The organism is Burkholderia sp. RF4-BP95 (assembly GCF_001521985.1).
Lineage (GTDB): Bacteria > Pseudomonadota > Gammaproteobacteria > Burkholderiales > Burkholderiaceae > Burkholderia > Burkholderia diffusa.
In genome coordinates this window covers 128,012-143,285 of the sequence record NZ_LOSX01000039.1, presented here as the reverse complement: position 1 = coordinate 143,285, position 15,274 = coordinate 128,012, and the positions used below count along the sequence as shown (strand labels likewise).

Annotated in this window: 7 protein-coding genes and 2 pseudogenes; 2 read left to right on the top strand and 7 right to left on the bottom strand. The window is 63.9% G+C overall.

Features of this window, described 5'->3' with window-relative positions; genetic code table 11:
- A pseudogene (locus tag WS46_RS35345) lies at positions 1 to 172 on the bottom strand (polyamine ABC transporter ATP-binding protein); the annotation flags it as partial.
- Between the two features lie 11 nt (positions 173 to 183).
- Positions 184 to 1,305 (bottom strand): polyamine ABC transporter substrate-binding protein, encoded by a 1,122-nt coding sequence (locus WS46_RS15620; protein ID WP_059691043.1) that lies wholly within the window; start codon positions 1,303 to 1,305, stop codon positions 184 to 186.
- Positions 1,306 to 1,545: 240 nt separating this feature from the next.
- Between WS46_RS15620 and WS46_RS15615 the strand changes: the two genes are divergently transcribed.
- Complete coding sequence (locus tag WS46_RS15615) at positions 1,546 to 2,379, top strand: helix-turn-helix transcriptional regulator (protein ID WP_059530627.1); 834 nt, start codon at positions 1,546 to 1,548, stop codon at positions 2,377 to 2,379.
- Between the two features lie 486 nt (positions 2,380 to 2,865).
- Positions 2,866 to 3,081 (top strand): annotated as a pseudogene (locus WS46_RS36765) (hypothetical protein); the annotation flags it as partial.
- A gap of 43 nt (positions 3,082 to 3,124) precedes the next feature.
- On the opposite strand, the gene WS46_RS15610 reads toward WS46_RS36765, so the two are convergent.
- The 5 genes from WS46_RS15610 to WS46_RS15590 all read right to left on the bottom strand — a co-directional run bounded on the left by WS46_RS15610 (position 3,125) and on the right by WS46_RS15590 (position 15,253).
- Positions 3,125 to 4,459 (bottom strand): type VI immunity family protein, encoded by a 1,335-nt coding sequence (locus WS46_RS15610; RefSeq protein WP_059691042.1) that lies wholly within the window; start codon positions 4,457 to 4,459, stop codon positions 3,125 to 3,127.
- A gap of 38 nt (positions 4,460 to 4,497) precedes the next feature.
- Positions 4,498 to 5,787 carry a VRR-NUC domain-containing protein gene (locus tag WS46_RS15605; protein ID WP_059691052.1) on the bottom strand — a complete coding sequence of 430 codons (1,290 nt, stop codon included), beginning with the start codon at positions 5,785 to 5,787 and terminating at the stop codon, positions 4,498 to 4,500.
- Between the two features lie 18 nt (positions 5,788 to 5,805).
- Positions 5,806 to 8,562: a type VI secretion system Vgr family protein gene (locus tag WS46_RS15600; protein ID WP_373558362.1), complete on the bottom strand. Its 2,757-nt coding sequence runs from the start codon at positions 8,560 to 8,562 to the stop codon at positions 5,806 to 5,808.
- Between the two features lie 345 nt (positions 8,563 to 8,907).
- A complete protein-coding gene (locus tag WS46_RS15595; RefSeq protein ID WP_059691040.1) occupies positions 8,908 to 11,487 on the bottom strand; it encodes an EAL domain-containing protein in 2,580 nt (859 codons plus the stop codon).
- Positions 11,488 to 11,551: 64 nt separating this feature from the next.
- Complete coding sequence (locus tag WS46_RS15590) at positions 11,552 to 15,253, bottom strand: hybrid sensor histidine kinase/response regulator (protein WP_059691039.1); 3,702 nt, start codon at positions 15,251 to 15,253, stop codon at positions 11,552 to 11,554.
- Positions 15,254 to 15,274 lie beyond the last annotated feature (21 nt).

Sequence of the window (15,274 nt, the reverse complement as noted above, 5' to 3'; positions counted from 1 at the left end):
AACTGCCGAGCAGTGCGAACAATTCGTTCTTCGCGATCGTCAGGTTGACGTTGTCGACGGCCGTGCTGTCGCCGAACCTCTTCACGACGTTTTCGATGCGCACGAAGGCGTCGTGCGCGGGCCGGCTGCGATGACCGGCTGCGGCCGGCCGGGCGGATACGATATGGTCCATGATCGTCGCCCTCAACCGCCCGACTTCAACTGCAGCCACAGGCGGTTCTGCATTCGAGCGATGTCGGCGCTGCGCGGCATCGCGAGCGACGTCTTCGCGATTGCGGCGTCCGACAGGTAGACACCCGAATCCTGTGCGATCGCAGGCGTCACGAACGCTTTCGCGGCCTTGTTCGCACTCGGATAGAAGATCTCGTTCGTGATCGCCGCGTTGGTCTTCGGCTCCTCGATATAGTTGATCCACTTCAGCGCGGCTTCGGGGTGCGGCGCATCCTTCGGGATCGCCATCACGTCGAACCACAGCAGCCCGCCTTCCTTCGGATTCACGTAGCGGATCTCGTACGAACGCTTCGCATCCAGCGTGCGGCGCCGTGCGACGCTGACGTCGCCGGACCAGCCGAGCACGACGCACACGTCGTTGTTCGCGAGGTCGTCCGCGTAGCCCGCCGAGCTGAACTGTGTCACGTACGGACGGATCTTCTTCAGCACGTCGTACGCGGCCTGGTAGTCCGCCGGGTTCTTGCTCTCCGGGTCCCTGCCCATGTACTGCAGCGCGGCCGCGAACGCGGCATCCGGCGCGTCGAGCAACGAAATGCCGCACCCCTTCAGCTTCGCCGCGTTCGCGGGATCGAACAGCAGCGCCCAGCTGTCGGTGGGCGCGGCGTCGCCGAGCCGCTTCTTCACTGCCTCCACGTTGTAGCCGATGCCCGTCGTGCCCCACGCCCACGGTACGCCGTACTGATTGCCCGGATCGGCCTTCGCGATCATCTTCATCAACACCGGGTCGAGGTTCGCGAGATTCGGCAGCTTCGATTTGTCGAGCTTCTGGTACACGCCGGCCTGGATTTGCTGGGCGAGATAGTTCGACGTCGGCACGACGATGTCGTAGCCCGAGCTGCCCGCGAGCAGCTTGGTCTGCAGCGTGTCGTCGCTGTCGTAACTGTCGTAGCGCACCTTGATGCCCGTCTGCTTCTCGAAGCCGGACACCGTGTCCTTCGCGACGTATTCCGACCAGTTGTACACGTTCAGGTTGGCATCGCCCGCATGGGCAGGCTGGCTGGCCGTAGCGGCCAGCGCCGCCGACGTGGCAAGCGCGGCGCGCAAGGCCGCGCGACAACGGAAACGGATACGCATGGAGATTCTCCTTGTGATGGATATCGGCCGTGACGCCCGGTCCGGATCCGGACCGGCGTCGACGCCGTCAGGCGGTGTTCAGCACAAGGGGCAATGTAGAGATCGCGGCTCGTATCGTCAGTCCCGAAAACCGGGACAAACGTCATCGTCGTTCGGGACCGTTTGGGTAGATTCCCGCGTAGGCAGTCGAAAATTTTCGTGATACCTGTAGTCCACCCGATTTCTTCGATACCCGACGCCATGAGCGCTGCGCTTTCCGCCCCCGATCTCCCGCTGAGCCATGTCGCATTCGTGACCGATACGCTCGGCGACATCGCACAAGCGATCGGGACCCCGCAGTTCATGCGCGCCGTGTACGACACGCTCGTGCGCTACGTCGATTTCGACGCCGTGCATCTCGACTACGAACGCGGTGCGGCGTCGGGCAGGCGCAGCGTCGGCTGGATCGGCAGCTTCGGCCGCGAGCCCGAGCTCGTCGCGCAGGTGATGCGTCATTACTACCGTAGCTACGCGAGCGAGGACGTCACATATGCGGCCATCGACAGCGAAAGCGACACGCAGCTGCTTCAGGTGTCGTCGCAGCGGGTCGCGAGTGAGCTGCGGCACCTGTTCTTCGACGCGGGCGACATTCACGACGAGTGCGTAATCGCGGGCGTGACGGGCGGCACGCGCTACTCGATTTCGGTCGCGCGTTCGCGGCGGCTACCGCCGTTTTCGCTGAAGGAGCTGAGCCTGCTGAAGCAGCTGTCGCAGGTCGTGCTGCCGATGGCGTCCGCGCATAAGCGGCTGCTCGGCGCGGCCTGCGCGGACGAAGCGCCGCGCGACGAACTCGATCTCGACCTCGTCGCGCAATGGCTACCGGAACTGCAGGAACGGCTGACCGCGCGCGAGATGCACGTGTGTGCATCGTTCATCCAGGGCATGACTTCGGCGGCGATCGCGCAGTCGATGGGCCTCAAGACGTCCACCGTCGATACCTACGCGAAGCGCGCGTTCGCGAAGCTCGGCGTCGATTCGCGTCGGCAGCTGATGGCGCTCGTGCTCAGGAATGCATCACGCCGGCGCGATGCGTGAGCGTCCGGCGCGCGTGTTGCCGGACGGTTGCGCACGCATCCATTACCGCCGCGCCTCATAACGATTCGACAATTTGTTGGTTCCCTCGACGCGCCGTCCGTATCGTTTACCGACCCGTCAGACCTATCGACCAACGGGGAATCCAACAATGAAGCGAATCCGGTCATTCGCACTGCTCGCCCTTCCGGCCTCGCTCCACGTCGTCGGCGCGCGCGGCCAGGGCGGACGCGAATTCGGCCGCCAGTACGATCCGGTTGTCGATCTCGTAGAAGCTAAGCCAATCTAGACAATCGCAAAGATCCGTTACATGCCCATCCCATCCGCGTCTGAGCGCAGTAACCGTTTCAAGCGTTCGTCAGCGACTGCAAGACCCGAACTTCGCCCCGCCGAAATCACAGACTGCTACCTGTCGCCTGATCGTGACGCTCGGCAAGTCGGTTTTCCAACCTGTTTCGGTCATCAAGCAGCTCGTCGTACATCGAATACGATCGCCACGACCTGCAGGTGCTCGCGCGCGCCAACGCGCTACGAACGCTCGCCGGTGGCACCCGGTGTGCCGCGCTTTGGCTGGCCGCCGCCGCAGTGCTCGAGGACGAGACGGGCCAACTCAATGTCATCCTCTGGCCTGATCTGCTGGAGAAGTTTCTGAAGGACGCAGTCGGCGCTGCGCTACTCACTGTCTACGGCGTATGGCAGGCCGACCGCTTCCGATTCGAACGCTATCGAGATTCGGCGTGCCGTTCTCTCATTCCTGATTCGGCGACCAGTTCCAGTACGTCTTGCCCCATGCACTGCCCTCTACCACTGGCATGATTTCGCCCGCCTCGAAGTGACGACGGCTCCCTGCCTCCGCAGGCGTTTGCCACCAGCCGGCCGCCGGACACGGGTTGCCACCGGGGACACTTTTGTGATGGAGACCGCCACTCGTCGCAGTCGGCACGATCTGCGGCGGCTCGGGAATAGGCTGTGCATCGGGCAGATCGAAACGCGCAACCCACGCACGCGCATTCCCGGTATCGGCGCTTGGTAAGTCCGGGATGTACGTGTGCAAGGCATCCGGCTTCGGATTCCGCAGAACGCGCAGGACGCTGTTCACGAAAACGTATGGTTCGGGCAGCCCCTCCTCCGGCGCGCCGAGGCGCGGAAAATCGCCGGCTCGAATGAGCAGGCACGAGTTCACGCGTTCGACATGGATGTCAGCGCGATCCAGTTTTCTACGAATCTCGGCGTCGCCGCCGAGGCGATCCACAAACAGTTCACCGAGAACCGTGTACCAGTTCACGCTTTTGATGAAGCCCCAGCGATGCACATGTGCGCCGGGATGCAGATATCGATATACCGCGGTCGGGTCGTCGCGGCTGTCTCCTTCATAGGAGCTCGGGTCGCAATTTTGGGTGCCGAGGTGCGCCGTACTGTCGATCTCGAGACCGCTGAATCGTTCGGCAAGGGCCCATTCCTGCGGCATGTAGCGGTGATAGCTGTATGGCAGGATCGGCGCCAGCCCGCCGTAGCCATATCGCACAACGAGGCGCTCGCAGACGTACCGCAGGAAATCCTCATACTGGGCGATTCCGTCGGCTGTACCGACGAGATCCACCGGCACGTTGAATTTCAAATACGACAGCCCCGACTCGACCCCCTTGGGAATCCGCAGTCGGCCGGTCGGCGAAACATATTCGGTAGGCATGGCCAGGCCGGTCAGCACGCTGATCTGGTATTCGGCCGCGGTATCCTGGTCCGCTGCGCTGGATCGAACGACGCTGACGTCCTTGAACGAGGGTGTGTCAAGAATCGCGCGTCGGATTTTCTCGACGCCTTTACTGCTTCGCTTCGTGAATTTGCCGAGATCTTCGTCTTTCCCCCCGATCAGGTGCGCGCCGAACAGCGTTTCAAAGCGATCGAAGCACTCAAGGATTGCCTGCCGTACCTCCGGTTGCGATCCACGCTCGAAATACACCGTGCCGAGTACACCGGGCAAGACGACCATACGGTTATCGGGAAGCCGCAAACTCAGTTCCTCCCGGTATCGTGCAAGCGCCTGCGAGGGCGTCAAAACGGTTTTCGAGTCATGATCAGCCATCGTCTTTTCCTGAAATCTCATTCTTCCATGTCCGTCGGTCACCTGGCCGCCGCGGCAAGACCGAGAGCGCCTACGCCGGCCGCAGTTTCGGTAATTCCCAGTGCGACGGCCAGAGCAGCCGCAGCTTCCGCTCCGGCGGCAACAATTGCAATCAATGCCGCGAGGATTGCAAGGAGTGCCTCCGCCAACACGATTGCAATAGCGACCGCCGCCACGACAACCACGATGACCACGATTGCCTTGACGATGGTCATCCCGACTTGAGCCCAATCGATCGACGTCAGGACCTCCCACGTCAGGTCGGTTTGTCGGACGATCTCGTCCCAGCCGGCCTTCAATTGTGCCGTCGTGTAGCGGTAAACTTCATGGCCTTTCTCGTCGATCCAAACCCATGCATCGGAGGCCTTGTCTGCGATCCACCGACCGGCGGTGAACACCCAAGGTGCATGATTATGCAGAAATGCCTTGGTTTCCTCCGAGAGATAACTAAAACCACGACTGGCTGCATCCCAGAGCGGCGCAATTTCATTTCCGATCGCATCGGCCGCTTCTTCGCCGTGTCGTCGTGCCCAGGACCACCACTCCTCGTACCACACCGGTTCGGCGACCGGAATCGTAGTCCGGATCGGCGCTCGCAGTCGCTCCTGTTCGCGCTGCGATTCCGGTGCAGGGACGTTTTTCAACGCCCATTCACGCACCTTCTCGAGTTCGCGATTGCAATCCGCTACGTCAATCACCGTCATTCGGTTGATGAAGTCCCCGGCAATGCCCTGGTAGTCGCGTTCCTGTCCCACGCCCCAGGTATCGCCCGGGAACTTGACCTCAACGAGCCGCAGCATGTTGTCGACGTGCGTGCCGCCGGTCAAATCGACGGTACCGCGGCCTGGCCAGCGATCGGCTGGATTCTTTACGATGATCACGTCCGGACGCCGAAGCATCCCGATCACCCGCCCTTTCGGCCATGGATTCAGGCTATGCCGGCGTCCAGGGCCCTCGGATACGTCGGCACTGAGAAATGGTATCGGGGCAATGACGCGCCCGGACGCGTACCACGGAGACATATCAAAGCTCACCTCCGCCTTGTATGGAAAATAGAACCGGGCGGGTACTTCGTCGCGCCGTATCGCGGCAGTCATCGCCACCTGTTTGAGCAGATTGACTGTCGTCGTGCCATCCGGTAGGCGCACGTAGACGATCTTCGGCATCTTGAGTGCGAATTCAACCTTCTCCTGCAGGTATCCCTTCGTGATTGGCGGAAGCCGAGCGTACGCCGGATCCTCGTTGATCGTCGTACAGGTTGAACCTGCCGGCTGTAGTGTGCCACCCATCATCTCTCTCCCGAATGCTTACGATTCTGAGGTGTCGTCCATGTAGTCGGCCCAGATATCCGGTTGCCCGCCGCCGGCGAATTTCCACGGTTCGATCTTCACCTTATCTTGTTCAAGCGCACGAAGATTGACGTCTTGCGACGTTGGCGTGTACACGGGAATGGTCTCGCCCAGATCGTTGGTTCGCCCAAGTACGGTTCGACCAGACGGTAATTTGAGCTCATAGGGGTGTTGCATCATCGGCATGCCGTCCACTTGGCTCTGAAGAATGTATTTCGCCTGATATGAAGGCTTGAACTGCGGCATCGCATAGGATTGACTCGTCGGGCCACTGAAGCTGTGCTGCGCACCTTTGACGTCGATCCTGCCAGGCGCATGGAGCTCGATGTTGCCGTCGCGCAGACGGATGTATGCCCCGCCCGATGTCAGCAAGATCTCCTTCGCCGCAGCGACCTCGATCTTGTCCATCGACGATAGGATCTTGACCGCCTTTTGCGCCACTACGTCGATGTCGGAATCCTGCGCTTGAATCTCGACCCGTCCCTTCGCGGCAAAGAGCTTCATGCCTGCGTTCTGTACGAATAGACTGAGCTTGTTCGCGACGCTCGCGATCAGCGATTTTCCGGCAGCGATGTGGGTGCTCTGTCCACTCACCAAGTTCATGTGCATGTCGGAAGCCACGTGCGTGGACTGCTGCGTCGACAGGGCGATTCCGGCCGGACTGCCGAAAAGCATCACCGGCGCCTTGAATATGCCCGCTGCTCCCGTGCCCCCGCCCGCGGTACGTCCGCTTGACCCCGCACCGGTCGCGCTGCCTTGAGTCGCGTCGACGAACCTATGCAGGGCCTCTCGACCGGCCGCGAGCGATCCGGCTTGATGCTGCGCCGCTACTTCCGACATTGAGTCAAGCAGACTCTCCGCGCTGACGAGTTGCTGCTGTGTCTCGCGCACGTCGAGCGGCTGGCTCGTCGCTGACTTTGGGTGCGTGGTGATGTACACACCACTCGACGCACGCACTGCGCCATATGCATCAGTGCGCAAGTCGAAGCCCTTCCCGAGGAAGGCTCCTCGCGCGTTCCCTTGCTGATCAATCAGGTAGCCCAGGTGCAGGACGCTGCCGCCGACGCTGCTCATCAATTGCACCCGGCCCTGCGCGGTCGAATCGTCCATCACGAGCTGGTTGAACCCGGCGCCCGAATACTCTTTCGATCGGTATCCCGACAATAACCCGTTGCTGTGCCAATGCGGCCGAACCGCGCCGTTGTAGACGCGGCCCATCGCCAGCGGTCTGTCGCAATCGCCGCCAATGTGATCGATCAGGACTTCTTCGCCGATTCGCGGAATGTGCACTCCCCCGTAGCCGCCTCCCGAGTCGGCCTGCACCGCGCGCACCCAGCACGACGCACCTTGATTGCCCGGGTTCACGCGATCCCAGATGAACTGGACGCGGATCCGGTTCAGCTCGTCGGTGTAGACCTCCTCGCCCGGCGGGCCGACGACCATCGCGGTCTCCAGGTGCATCACCGGCTTCTCGTGCTCGAACGGACTGCGGTACGGAACGCTCACCCGCTGCGATTCAACCTCGACGAGGAAGAAGCCAGAACCCTCGTCGGCATGCGGCATCGGGTGTGCAACGTCCGTCGATCGGTTCGCACGCGCATTGGCGATCTCTTCGCGCAGGCTGTGCGGGAAATTCGATTTGGAACTGACAGGCAGGTTGTTCTCGATCCACCACGACACAGCAATCGTCGCGAATTCGCGCTGGTCAATACTATCGCCTGCATGCGCCGGGTGATCCGCCAGCTCGAAACGCCGGCCGGCGTCGATTGCACGGACACTGCCGACTCCATGGAAGCGCTTCGCACGCGATTCCCACTCTTCGATGCGAATGCGCGACAGCATGTCTCCGCGTTGCTGCTCGAGATACGTATATGCGCCGGAGTACTCGTAGACTTCGAGCTGGTTCGGCAACGCACCTTGATCTCTGGCAGTCTGTACCGACGTCCCCTTTGCGTGCGTGCGAACGGTTGGGTTCTTATAGTCGAAGGTTCGCGTAGTCAGCGTGACGCTTTGCAGCGACCGCGTCGCGGACCATTGCGTAAACGCTTCGACTTCGTCTCTCGTGCTCGAACGACAGAACGATATCGCTTTCGGCGAGAGCGTGGGGAGTGTGTTCAACCGGTCTGTGATCACCAGCGTGTGCGATTTGCCGTCATCGGCCTGTTCCCAGTAACCGTACAGCCCCTCGCTCTCGAGCAGACGGTGCACGAAGTTCCAGTCGGTTTCGCTCTGCCGAGTGTATGAGCGATTCGGCGTCGGCCGCGATAACGTGAAGCGGAACCGGCCGCGCGCCTCCGGGTGCTGATTCAGCACGTCGGACACGATGTCCTCGACCGTTCTGTCGATCCAGATTCGTTGGTCGCGCCGGAATTTCAGGAGATACATCCACGCCTGCAGCGTGATCTGGTATGTCGTGAAACCGCCATCGGCACCCAACCGACGCGCGGTATAGACGTAGCCGTGAATCGGACGATACCCCCCGTTGGCCTGCAGGATCCAGAGCGTAACGGGTTGGGCAATGAGCTTCTTCAGTTCGATCGTGCCGTCTGTCGACACCACGTCGAGCGTGAAAACGTAGTCCCGGCCGAGCGTCGAACGGCCGATAGCCCGCTGCACCACCAGGGCATTCGGCCCTAAGGGTGTGTCGATCTTGAGCAACCGCTCGTGTTGCACGGTGCCCCGGAGGATCGCGTCATAGACATCGCGCGCGGCCACCTCCCCGCGCCCGTCGGGTTGGATCGCCATCGATTCTCTCACTCGTTTTATTGATGTTTGCCTCGACAGCTTGCTGTCTGGCCCTCGCTCGCGATTGTACAAAAGTCAGGTGGAGTCGAACATCTAAGCAGTGCAAACATTTTGAGTAAGACAACCAATATGCAACTATCTGTTCATCTATTTACTCCCTCGAAATTCATACGTCATCGGTATCCGACTTCCATATTGCTCACGGCACTGTAGTCGAGCAGCCCGCGGTAAAAAGGGCCTTCGCGTTAACGAGTTTTCGGCGAACCTTCTCAGCAAGAACGCATCCGTTCGCGGGCGGGGCGCGGCGGCTTCCCGTCAAGGGCCATCGCGCGAATCCGCCACGTTGAGAGACCGCAGCGGAGACGGGCGACTGCCGAGGCGCGTCACGCCGGGGTCCGCCAGTCTCAGCGACGTGTGCTCGAACCGCTGGAACGACTCGGCAATGTGCTTGCGCAGCAGCTCGACGTCCCACGGCTTGATCAGCAGCTTCTGGACCGAGCCGTCACCGGGCGCGTTGGCGATCGATTGCCCCTCGCCGTAACTCGACAGCAGAATGCGTACGACGTCCGGGTACAGCGCCTTCACGCGCTGCAGCAGGTCGATCCCCGACACGCTCGGCATGCGGAAGTCGGACACGATCACGCCGACGCGATGCCGCGCGAGCAGGTCGAGCGCCTCGTCGGGATCGGTGGTCGCGAGGATCTCGTAGCCGTCGCGGCCCAGCGCCTGCCTGAACATCTGCAGCGTCGCACGATCGCCGTCAACCAGCAGCAGCGTCCGGCGCAGCAGCTCGCGCTGCCGGCAGTGTTCGGGCAACTCCGAGCCGGCCGACAGCATGTCGGCGATTTCGTCACCGGTCACCGGATGGCTGAAGTAGTAGCCCTGCATCGCATGGCAGCGGTGCCGGTTCAGGAACGAGAGCTGCGCTTCGGTCTCGACACCTTCAGCGACCGTCTCCATGTGTAGCGACTCCGCCATCGCGATGATCGATCGCGTCAGCGACGCGCCTTCCGCGCTGGTCGTGACGTCGCTGAGGAACGACCGGTCGATCTTCACGACATCGATCGGCAAGTCCTTCAGATAGGACAGGCTCGAATAACCGGTGCCGAAATCGTCCAGCGACAGCACGACGCCGAGTGCCTTCAGTTCGCGCAGTGTGTGCGCGATCGCATTGCAGTCCTGCATCAACACGCTTTCGGTCAGCTCGAGTTCGAGCGATGCCGGTTCCAACCCGGTATCCTTAAGCGTCCTGCGCACCATGTCGGCCACGTCTTGCTGTCGGAACTGGCGCGCCGACAGGTTGACCGCGATGCGGATCGGCGGATGGCCGTCCCGCTGCCACGCGACGGCCTGCGCGCACGCGGTGCGCAACACCCACTCGCCGATCGGCAAGATCAGCCCGGTTTCCTCGGCGATCGGGATGAAGCGGTCAGGCGGGATGATGCCGATTCCCGGCCGTCGCCAGCGAATTAGCGCCTCGACCCCGCTGATCTGCCCCGTCTTCAGATCGACCTTCGGCTGGTAGTACAGCTCGAGTTCGTCGTTCACGACGGCCTGGTGCAGCGCGTTTTCGAGGACGGCATGCTCTTCCACGCGAGCACCCATTTCGCGCGTATAGAAGCTGTAGCAGTTGCGCCCGTGCTCCTTCGCGCAATACAGCGCGGCGTCGGCCGTTTTCAGCAGCGTCTCCGCGTCCGTGCCGTCAGTCGGACACAGGCTGACGCCGACGCTGGTCGACACGTGCAGATCGTGCCCGTTGAGCACGAACGGCGCGATGAAAGTGTCGAGAACCTTGCGCGCGATCGCATCCGCGTCCGACGGCGTCGACAGGTTGACCAGCATCACGACGAACTCGTCGCCGCCGAGCCGCGCGACCGTGTCGCCATCGCGCACCGAACTCTTCAAGCGCGCGGCGACCACCCGCAGCAGACCGTCGCCGACCGAATGGCCGAAGCTGTCGTTGACGTGCTTGAAACGGTCGAGGTCGAGCACCATCACTGCGATCAGTTGCCCCGTGCGCCGCGCCTGCGACATCGCCTGCTCCATCCGGTCGCTGAGGAGGTTGCGATTCGGCAGGCCGGTCAACGCATCGTGGTTGGCGAGATATTCGATGCGCCCCTGCTGCGCCTTGCGCTCGGTGATGTCCTGCACGATGCCGCGCAGGATGATCGCGTGGTTCTGATCGCGCCCGGCCTCCGCGAGGTGCAGCACATGGCGCTCGGTGCCGTCCGGTTGAATCAGCCGATGCTCGAGCGAGAACGCGACGCCTTCGGTGCGCAGGCTTGTATACGACTGCACGAGCAGCGGCTGCTCGTCGGTCGGCACCGCCTGCAGCAGACGTTCGAACGTGGGCGGCGTGCGCGTGGGGTCGAGCCCGAGGATCCTGAACAACTCCGGCGACCAGTATCCGTCGGTCCGCCCGGCCTGGTACTCCCAGTTGCCCAGGTGCGCGAGCGCCTGCGCATGCGTGAGCCCGACCTCCGTGGTCGCCAGCTTTTCGACGGCGGCTGCCGCGCGCAGCAAATACCGGATCCGGTAACCCAGCAGCTTCCAGCGCATCGGCTTCGATACGAAATCGGTCGCGCCGGCGTCGAACGCACGGGCGATCGATGCGTCGTCGTCGTTGCCGGTCAGCATGACGATCGGCACGCGGCGGCCTTCCGGCAACGCGCGCAATGCGCGGCAGCAGTCGAAGCCGTCGCCGCCGGGCATTTCGACATCGAGCAGCACGACCGCGGGGCGATGACGCAGGAACGCGGCGATGCCCTCGTCCGGCCCCGTCGCTTCCTCGACGCGAAAGCCTTCGGGCTCCAGCGTTTCGACGACCAGCAGGCGCGTCATTGCGTCGTCATCGATGATCAGAATCGCCGGCACATCGGCATTGTCCTGGTTCACGACCGTCCTCCTGTTTGGTCCGCTGCGCGATCGCCGCGGCGATCGGCTGGCGACCGTTCGAGCTTCAACCGGTCACGCGCTCGGCGACCAGCGCCGCATGCGCGTGCTCGAATTCCGCATCCGTGCCGGCCACGAGCGGCGCCGCGGCTGGCACGTCGGCCGCGCGCGCGAGACGCTCGATCTCCCGGCAGCGGGCCGACAGCAGATGGGCGCCCACGTTCGCGCTGCTCGATTTCAACGTATGGGCGGCCAGCTTCAGCGCATCGGCGTCGCCCGCTGCGACGGCCGCGCGCATGTCACCGATCAGGCGCGGCGCATCCAGCGTGAATTGATCGATGATCCGGGTCAGCACGTCGGGGCGGCCCGGCCGCTGGAGCGCGCGCAATGCATCGAGCGCCTTGCGGTCGATCACGTCCGCGTCGTCACCCGCGCTCGCTGCCGCCGCCCCAGCCGCGGTAGCGGGACTCGGTTCGATTTCGGCACGGCTTACCGTCTCTTCGCATCCAGCGGCCGGCGCGCACGCGTTGCCGCGAACGTGGCGCGCGAGCGTGTGCAACAGCGCGTCGCGGCGGAATGGCTTCGCCAGATAGTCGTCCATGCCGGCGGCGAGACAGCGCTCGCGGTCGCCGCTCAGCGCGTTCGCCGTCAGCGCGATGACCGGCACGCGCGGCGAACCGGTGTCCGTTTCGCGCCGACGCAGCCGCCGCGTCGCCTCGAAGCCGTCCAGCCGCGGCATCTGGCAGTCCATCAGCACCACGTCGAATGCGTCGTGCGCGAGCCGCTCGAGTGCCTGCTCGCCGTCGTCGGCCACGGCGACTTCGTAATCGGTGTCCTCCAGCATCGCCAGCGCGATCTGCTGGTTGACCGCGTTGTCCTCGACCAGCAGCACCCGTGCCGCGATCGCATCGAGCCGCCGGTCGTCGGCCGACGCGGCGCCATCGACACCATCGGCGCCCGGCACGGCCGCCGGCAGCCGCGGCGGCATCACGTGCATCGCCGATGCGATCGCCGCGTGAAGGTTGGCGCCGTGCAGCGGCTTCGTCAGCCGCGCGGCGATGTCGAGCTCGTGCGCGACCTGCACGCTGTCCATCATCTCGAACGCGGTCAGTGTGATGATCCTGAGCGCACGCAGCGACGGATCGTGGCGGATGTGCTGCACGAGCGAGATGCCGTCCATCCCCGGCATCCGCACGTCGACGATCGCGAGATCGAACGGCGCGCCGTCGGCGACCGCGGCCCGCAGCTGCGCGAGCGCGTCGTCGCCACCGATCGCCGTGGCGACGCACAGCTGCCATTCGATCGCGTGTTCGAGCAGCACGCTGCGATCGGTCTCGCTGTCATCGACGATCAGCACCTTCAGCCCCGCGAGCGACGGCCTCGCGAACGGTGCGACGCCCACCACGCCGGACACCGGTTCGTATCGCATCGTCACGGTAAACACCGAACCCTTGCCGGGCGTCGATTCGAGCGTGAGCGTGCCGCCCATCATCTCGGCCAGCTGGCGCGAAATGACGAGCCCAAGCCCGGTTCCGCCATACTTGCGCGCGATCGAGCTGTCTGCCTGCTGGAACGGCTGGAACAATTCCGCGGACACCTCCGGCGCGATGCCGATCCCGCTATCGGCGATCGCGAACACGATGCGGCCGTCGTCCACATACGATACGTTCAACTCGACGTGCCCGCGTTCCGTGAACTTGATCGCGTTGCTGAGCAGGTTCGTCAGGATCTGCCGCACCCGGACCGGGTCGCCGCGCATCCATTCCGGGACCGAGTCGGCGCGATTGAACACGAGCGCCAGCTCCTTGCGTCGTGCATTGGGCTCCATCAGCGCGACGACGTCGTCGAGCAGTTGATGCAGGTTGAAATCGATGCGTTCGAGCGTCAGCTTGCCGACCTCGATCTTCGAGAAGTCGAGAATGTCGTCGATGATGACGAGCAGCGTCTGGCCGGATCGGTACACGGTATCGACGAACTTGCGCTGCTTCGACGTCAGCCGCGTCCGCTGCAGCAGTTCGGTCATGCCGAGCACGCCGTTCATCGGCGTGCGGATCTCGTGGCTCATCCTCGCGAGAAACTCGGATTTCGCCGAATTCGCGGCTTCGGCCGTCGCGATCGCTGCCTGCAGGTCGACGTCGCGGCGCTCGATTTCATCGAGCATCATGTTGAAGCCGGCGATCAGCGCCGCGACTTCGTCGCTGCCCTGATGAGGCATCCGAAGCGACAGGTCGCTGCCGCTGCGAATGCGTGCCATCGTGCGCGTCAGGCTCGACAGAGGTCCGGAGATCGACGTGCCGAGCCGATGGCTGATCACCAGTCCGCCGATCGCCAGCAAGAACGATACCCCCACGATCATCACGATCGCGGTTGCCACGGCCCGGTAGACGTCCGATACGATCCCGCGCTGCTGAAGGTCGACGCGCACCGCCTCCTGTTCCGTATACGCTGCGAGGCGATTGGCCGTCGTGTCGACATCGGCGACGATGCTCTGCATGGCGACGTCGTTGGACAGCATGTCGGACTTCACCGCCAGGATACGGTGCGCGGATCCCGCCAACTCCGTGGTCAGTCCGATCACGCCCTCTGCGCGTTTGGCATTGCGCGGCCCGTCCGCGACAAGTGCATCGCGCAGCGCGCCGGCGGATGCGGTCAGCGCGCCGAGATTCCTTCGCAGCTCGTCGTCGGCGCGCTTCAGGCGGTCAGGACTTTCGCCTTGCGCGATCATGCGCAGGTCGAACGCCAGCGTGTTGATGCCGCCGTTCACGGCGGCCGACAGCGACGCGATCCGCGCGGCGCGCTGCCGGAATGCGATCGCTTCGTCGAGGCGCTGCCGCGCGTTGACGATCCGAAGCGCGAACGGGTCCGCGATCTCCGCCAGTTTCGCGTCCAGCGCATCGAGCGATTGCAGCACGCGGTCTTCGTGCGCACGGTAGCGCGCCGCGACGGACGGATCCGCGAACATGCCGGCACGCAGCGCGACGAGGCCGACCTTGCCGTCGAGGATGTCGTCCGCCACCCGGGTGAGCGCGTTCGTCAGACTCTGGGCCGCGGCCGCGTCGAGATGCGGCGCCGCAATTGCGAGCGCCTTGCGCGCACCGTCGATGGACGCCTGCATGCGCTCGCGCAGCGGCGCGAGCCGGTACCGGTTCGGCGCGACGTCGACGCGGCCGGCGACGGCGATGATCTCCTTGACGTCCATGCGCGCCTCGTCGAGCGCATGAATCGTGCGGTTGTACGCGGTATTGGCCTCCAGTGCGCCGCTCACGGCGGCATCGGCGTCGCTGTCCAGCCGGTCGACCTGCTTGCCGATCGCGTTCAGCAGCGCATCGCCTTGTGCCTGGACGCGTTCGATCAGCCGGCGTTCGGCGGCGAGTTGCGCGTCGCCGCGCAGCCGCTTGTCGACGCCTTCGTTCATCGACGCGAGCATCGTCCTCAAGCCGGTGGACGGCACGTCGACGCCGTGCCCGTCGATCGCGCGCACGGCCGCCGTCACGCGTGCGATCCGCTGCAATTGCGTTTCGATCTCCGACGACGCCTGCTCGCGCTCCAATGCGTCCTGCGCGCGCTCAAGCCGGCCGAAGTCCACCGCAAGCTCCGCGTATGCGCGCTGCAACTCGTTGCTGCGCACCTGCAGCGGCAGCGATTCGGTCGTCAGCGTGCGCACACCCGACGCAATGCCGTGCACCGCGATCAGGCTCGTCACGGAAATCGCCACCACACCCAGCAGCATCAGGCTGGTGCTGGCGACGAGCTTAGCCTTGATGTCCATGCAGCCCTCCAGGATCGGGCG

What these genes read in the sequence shown, in the direction of transcription:
- WS46_RS15620 (WP_059691043.1), bottom strand. Translation starts at nt 1,305, where the DNA reads ATGCGTATCCGTTTCCGTTGTCGCGCGGCCTTGCGCGCCGCGCTTGCC.
- WS46_RS15615 (WP_059530627.1), top strand. Translation starts at nt 1,546, where the DNA reads ATGAGCGCTGCGCTTTCCGCCCCCGATCTCCCGCTGAGCCATGTCGCA.
- WS46_RS15610 (WP_059691042.1), bottom strand. Translation starts at nt 4,459, where the DNA reads ATGGCTGATCATGACTCGAAAACCGTTTTGACGCCCTCGCAGGCGCTT.
- WS46_RS15605 (WP_059691052.1), bottom strand. Translation starts at nt 5,787, where the DNA reads ATGGGTGGCACACTACAGCCGGCAGGTTCAACCTGTACGACGATCAAC.
- WS46_RS15590 (WP_059691039.1), bottom strand. Translation starts at nt 15,253, where the DNA reads ATGGACATCAAGGCTAAGCTCGTCGCCAGCACCAGCCTGATGCTGCTG.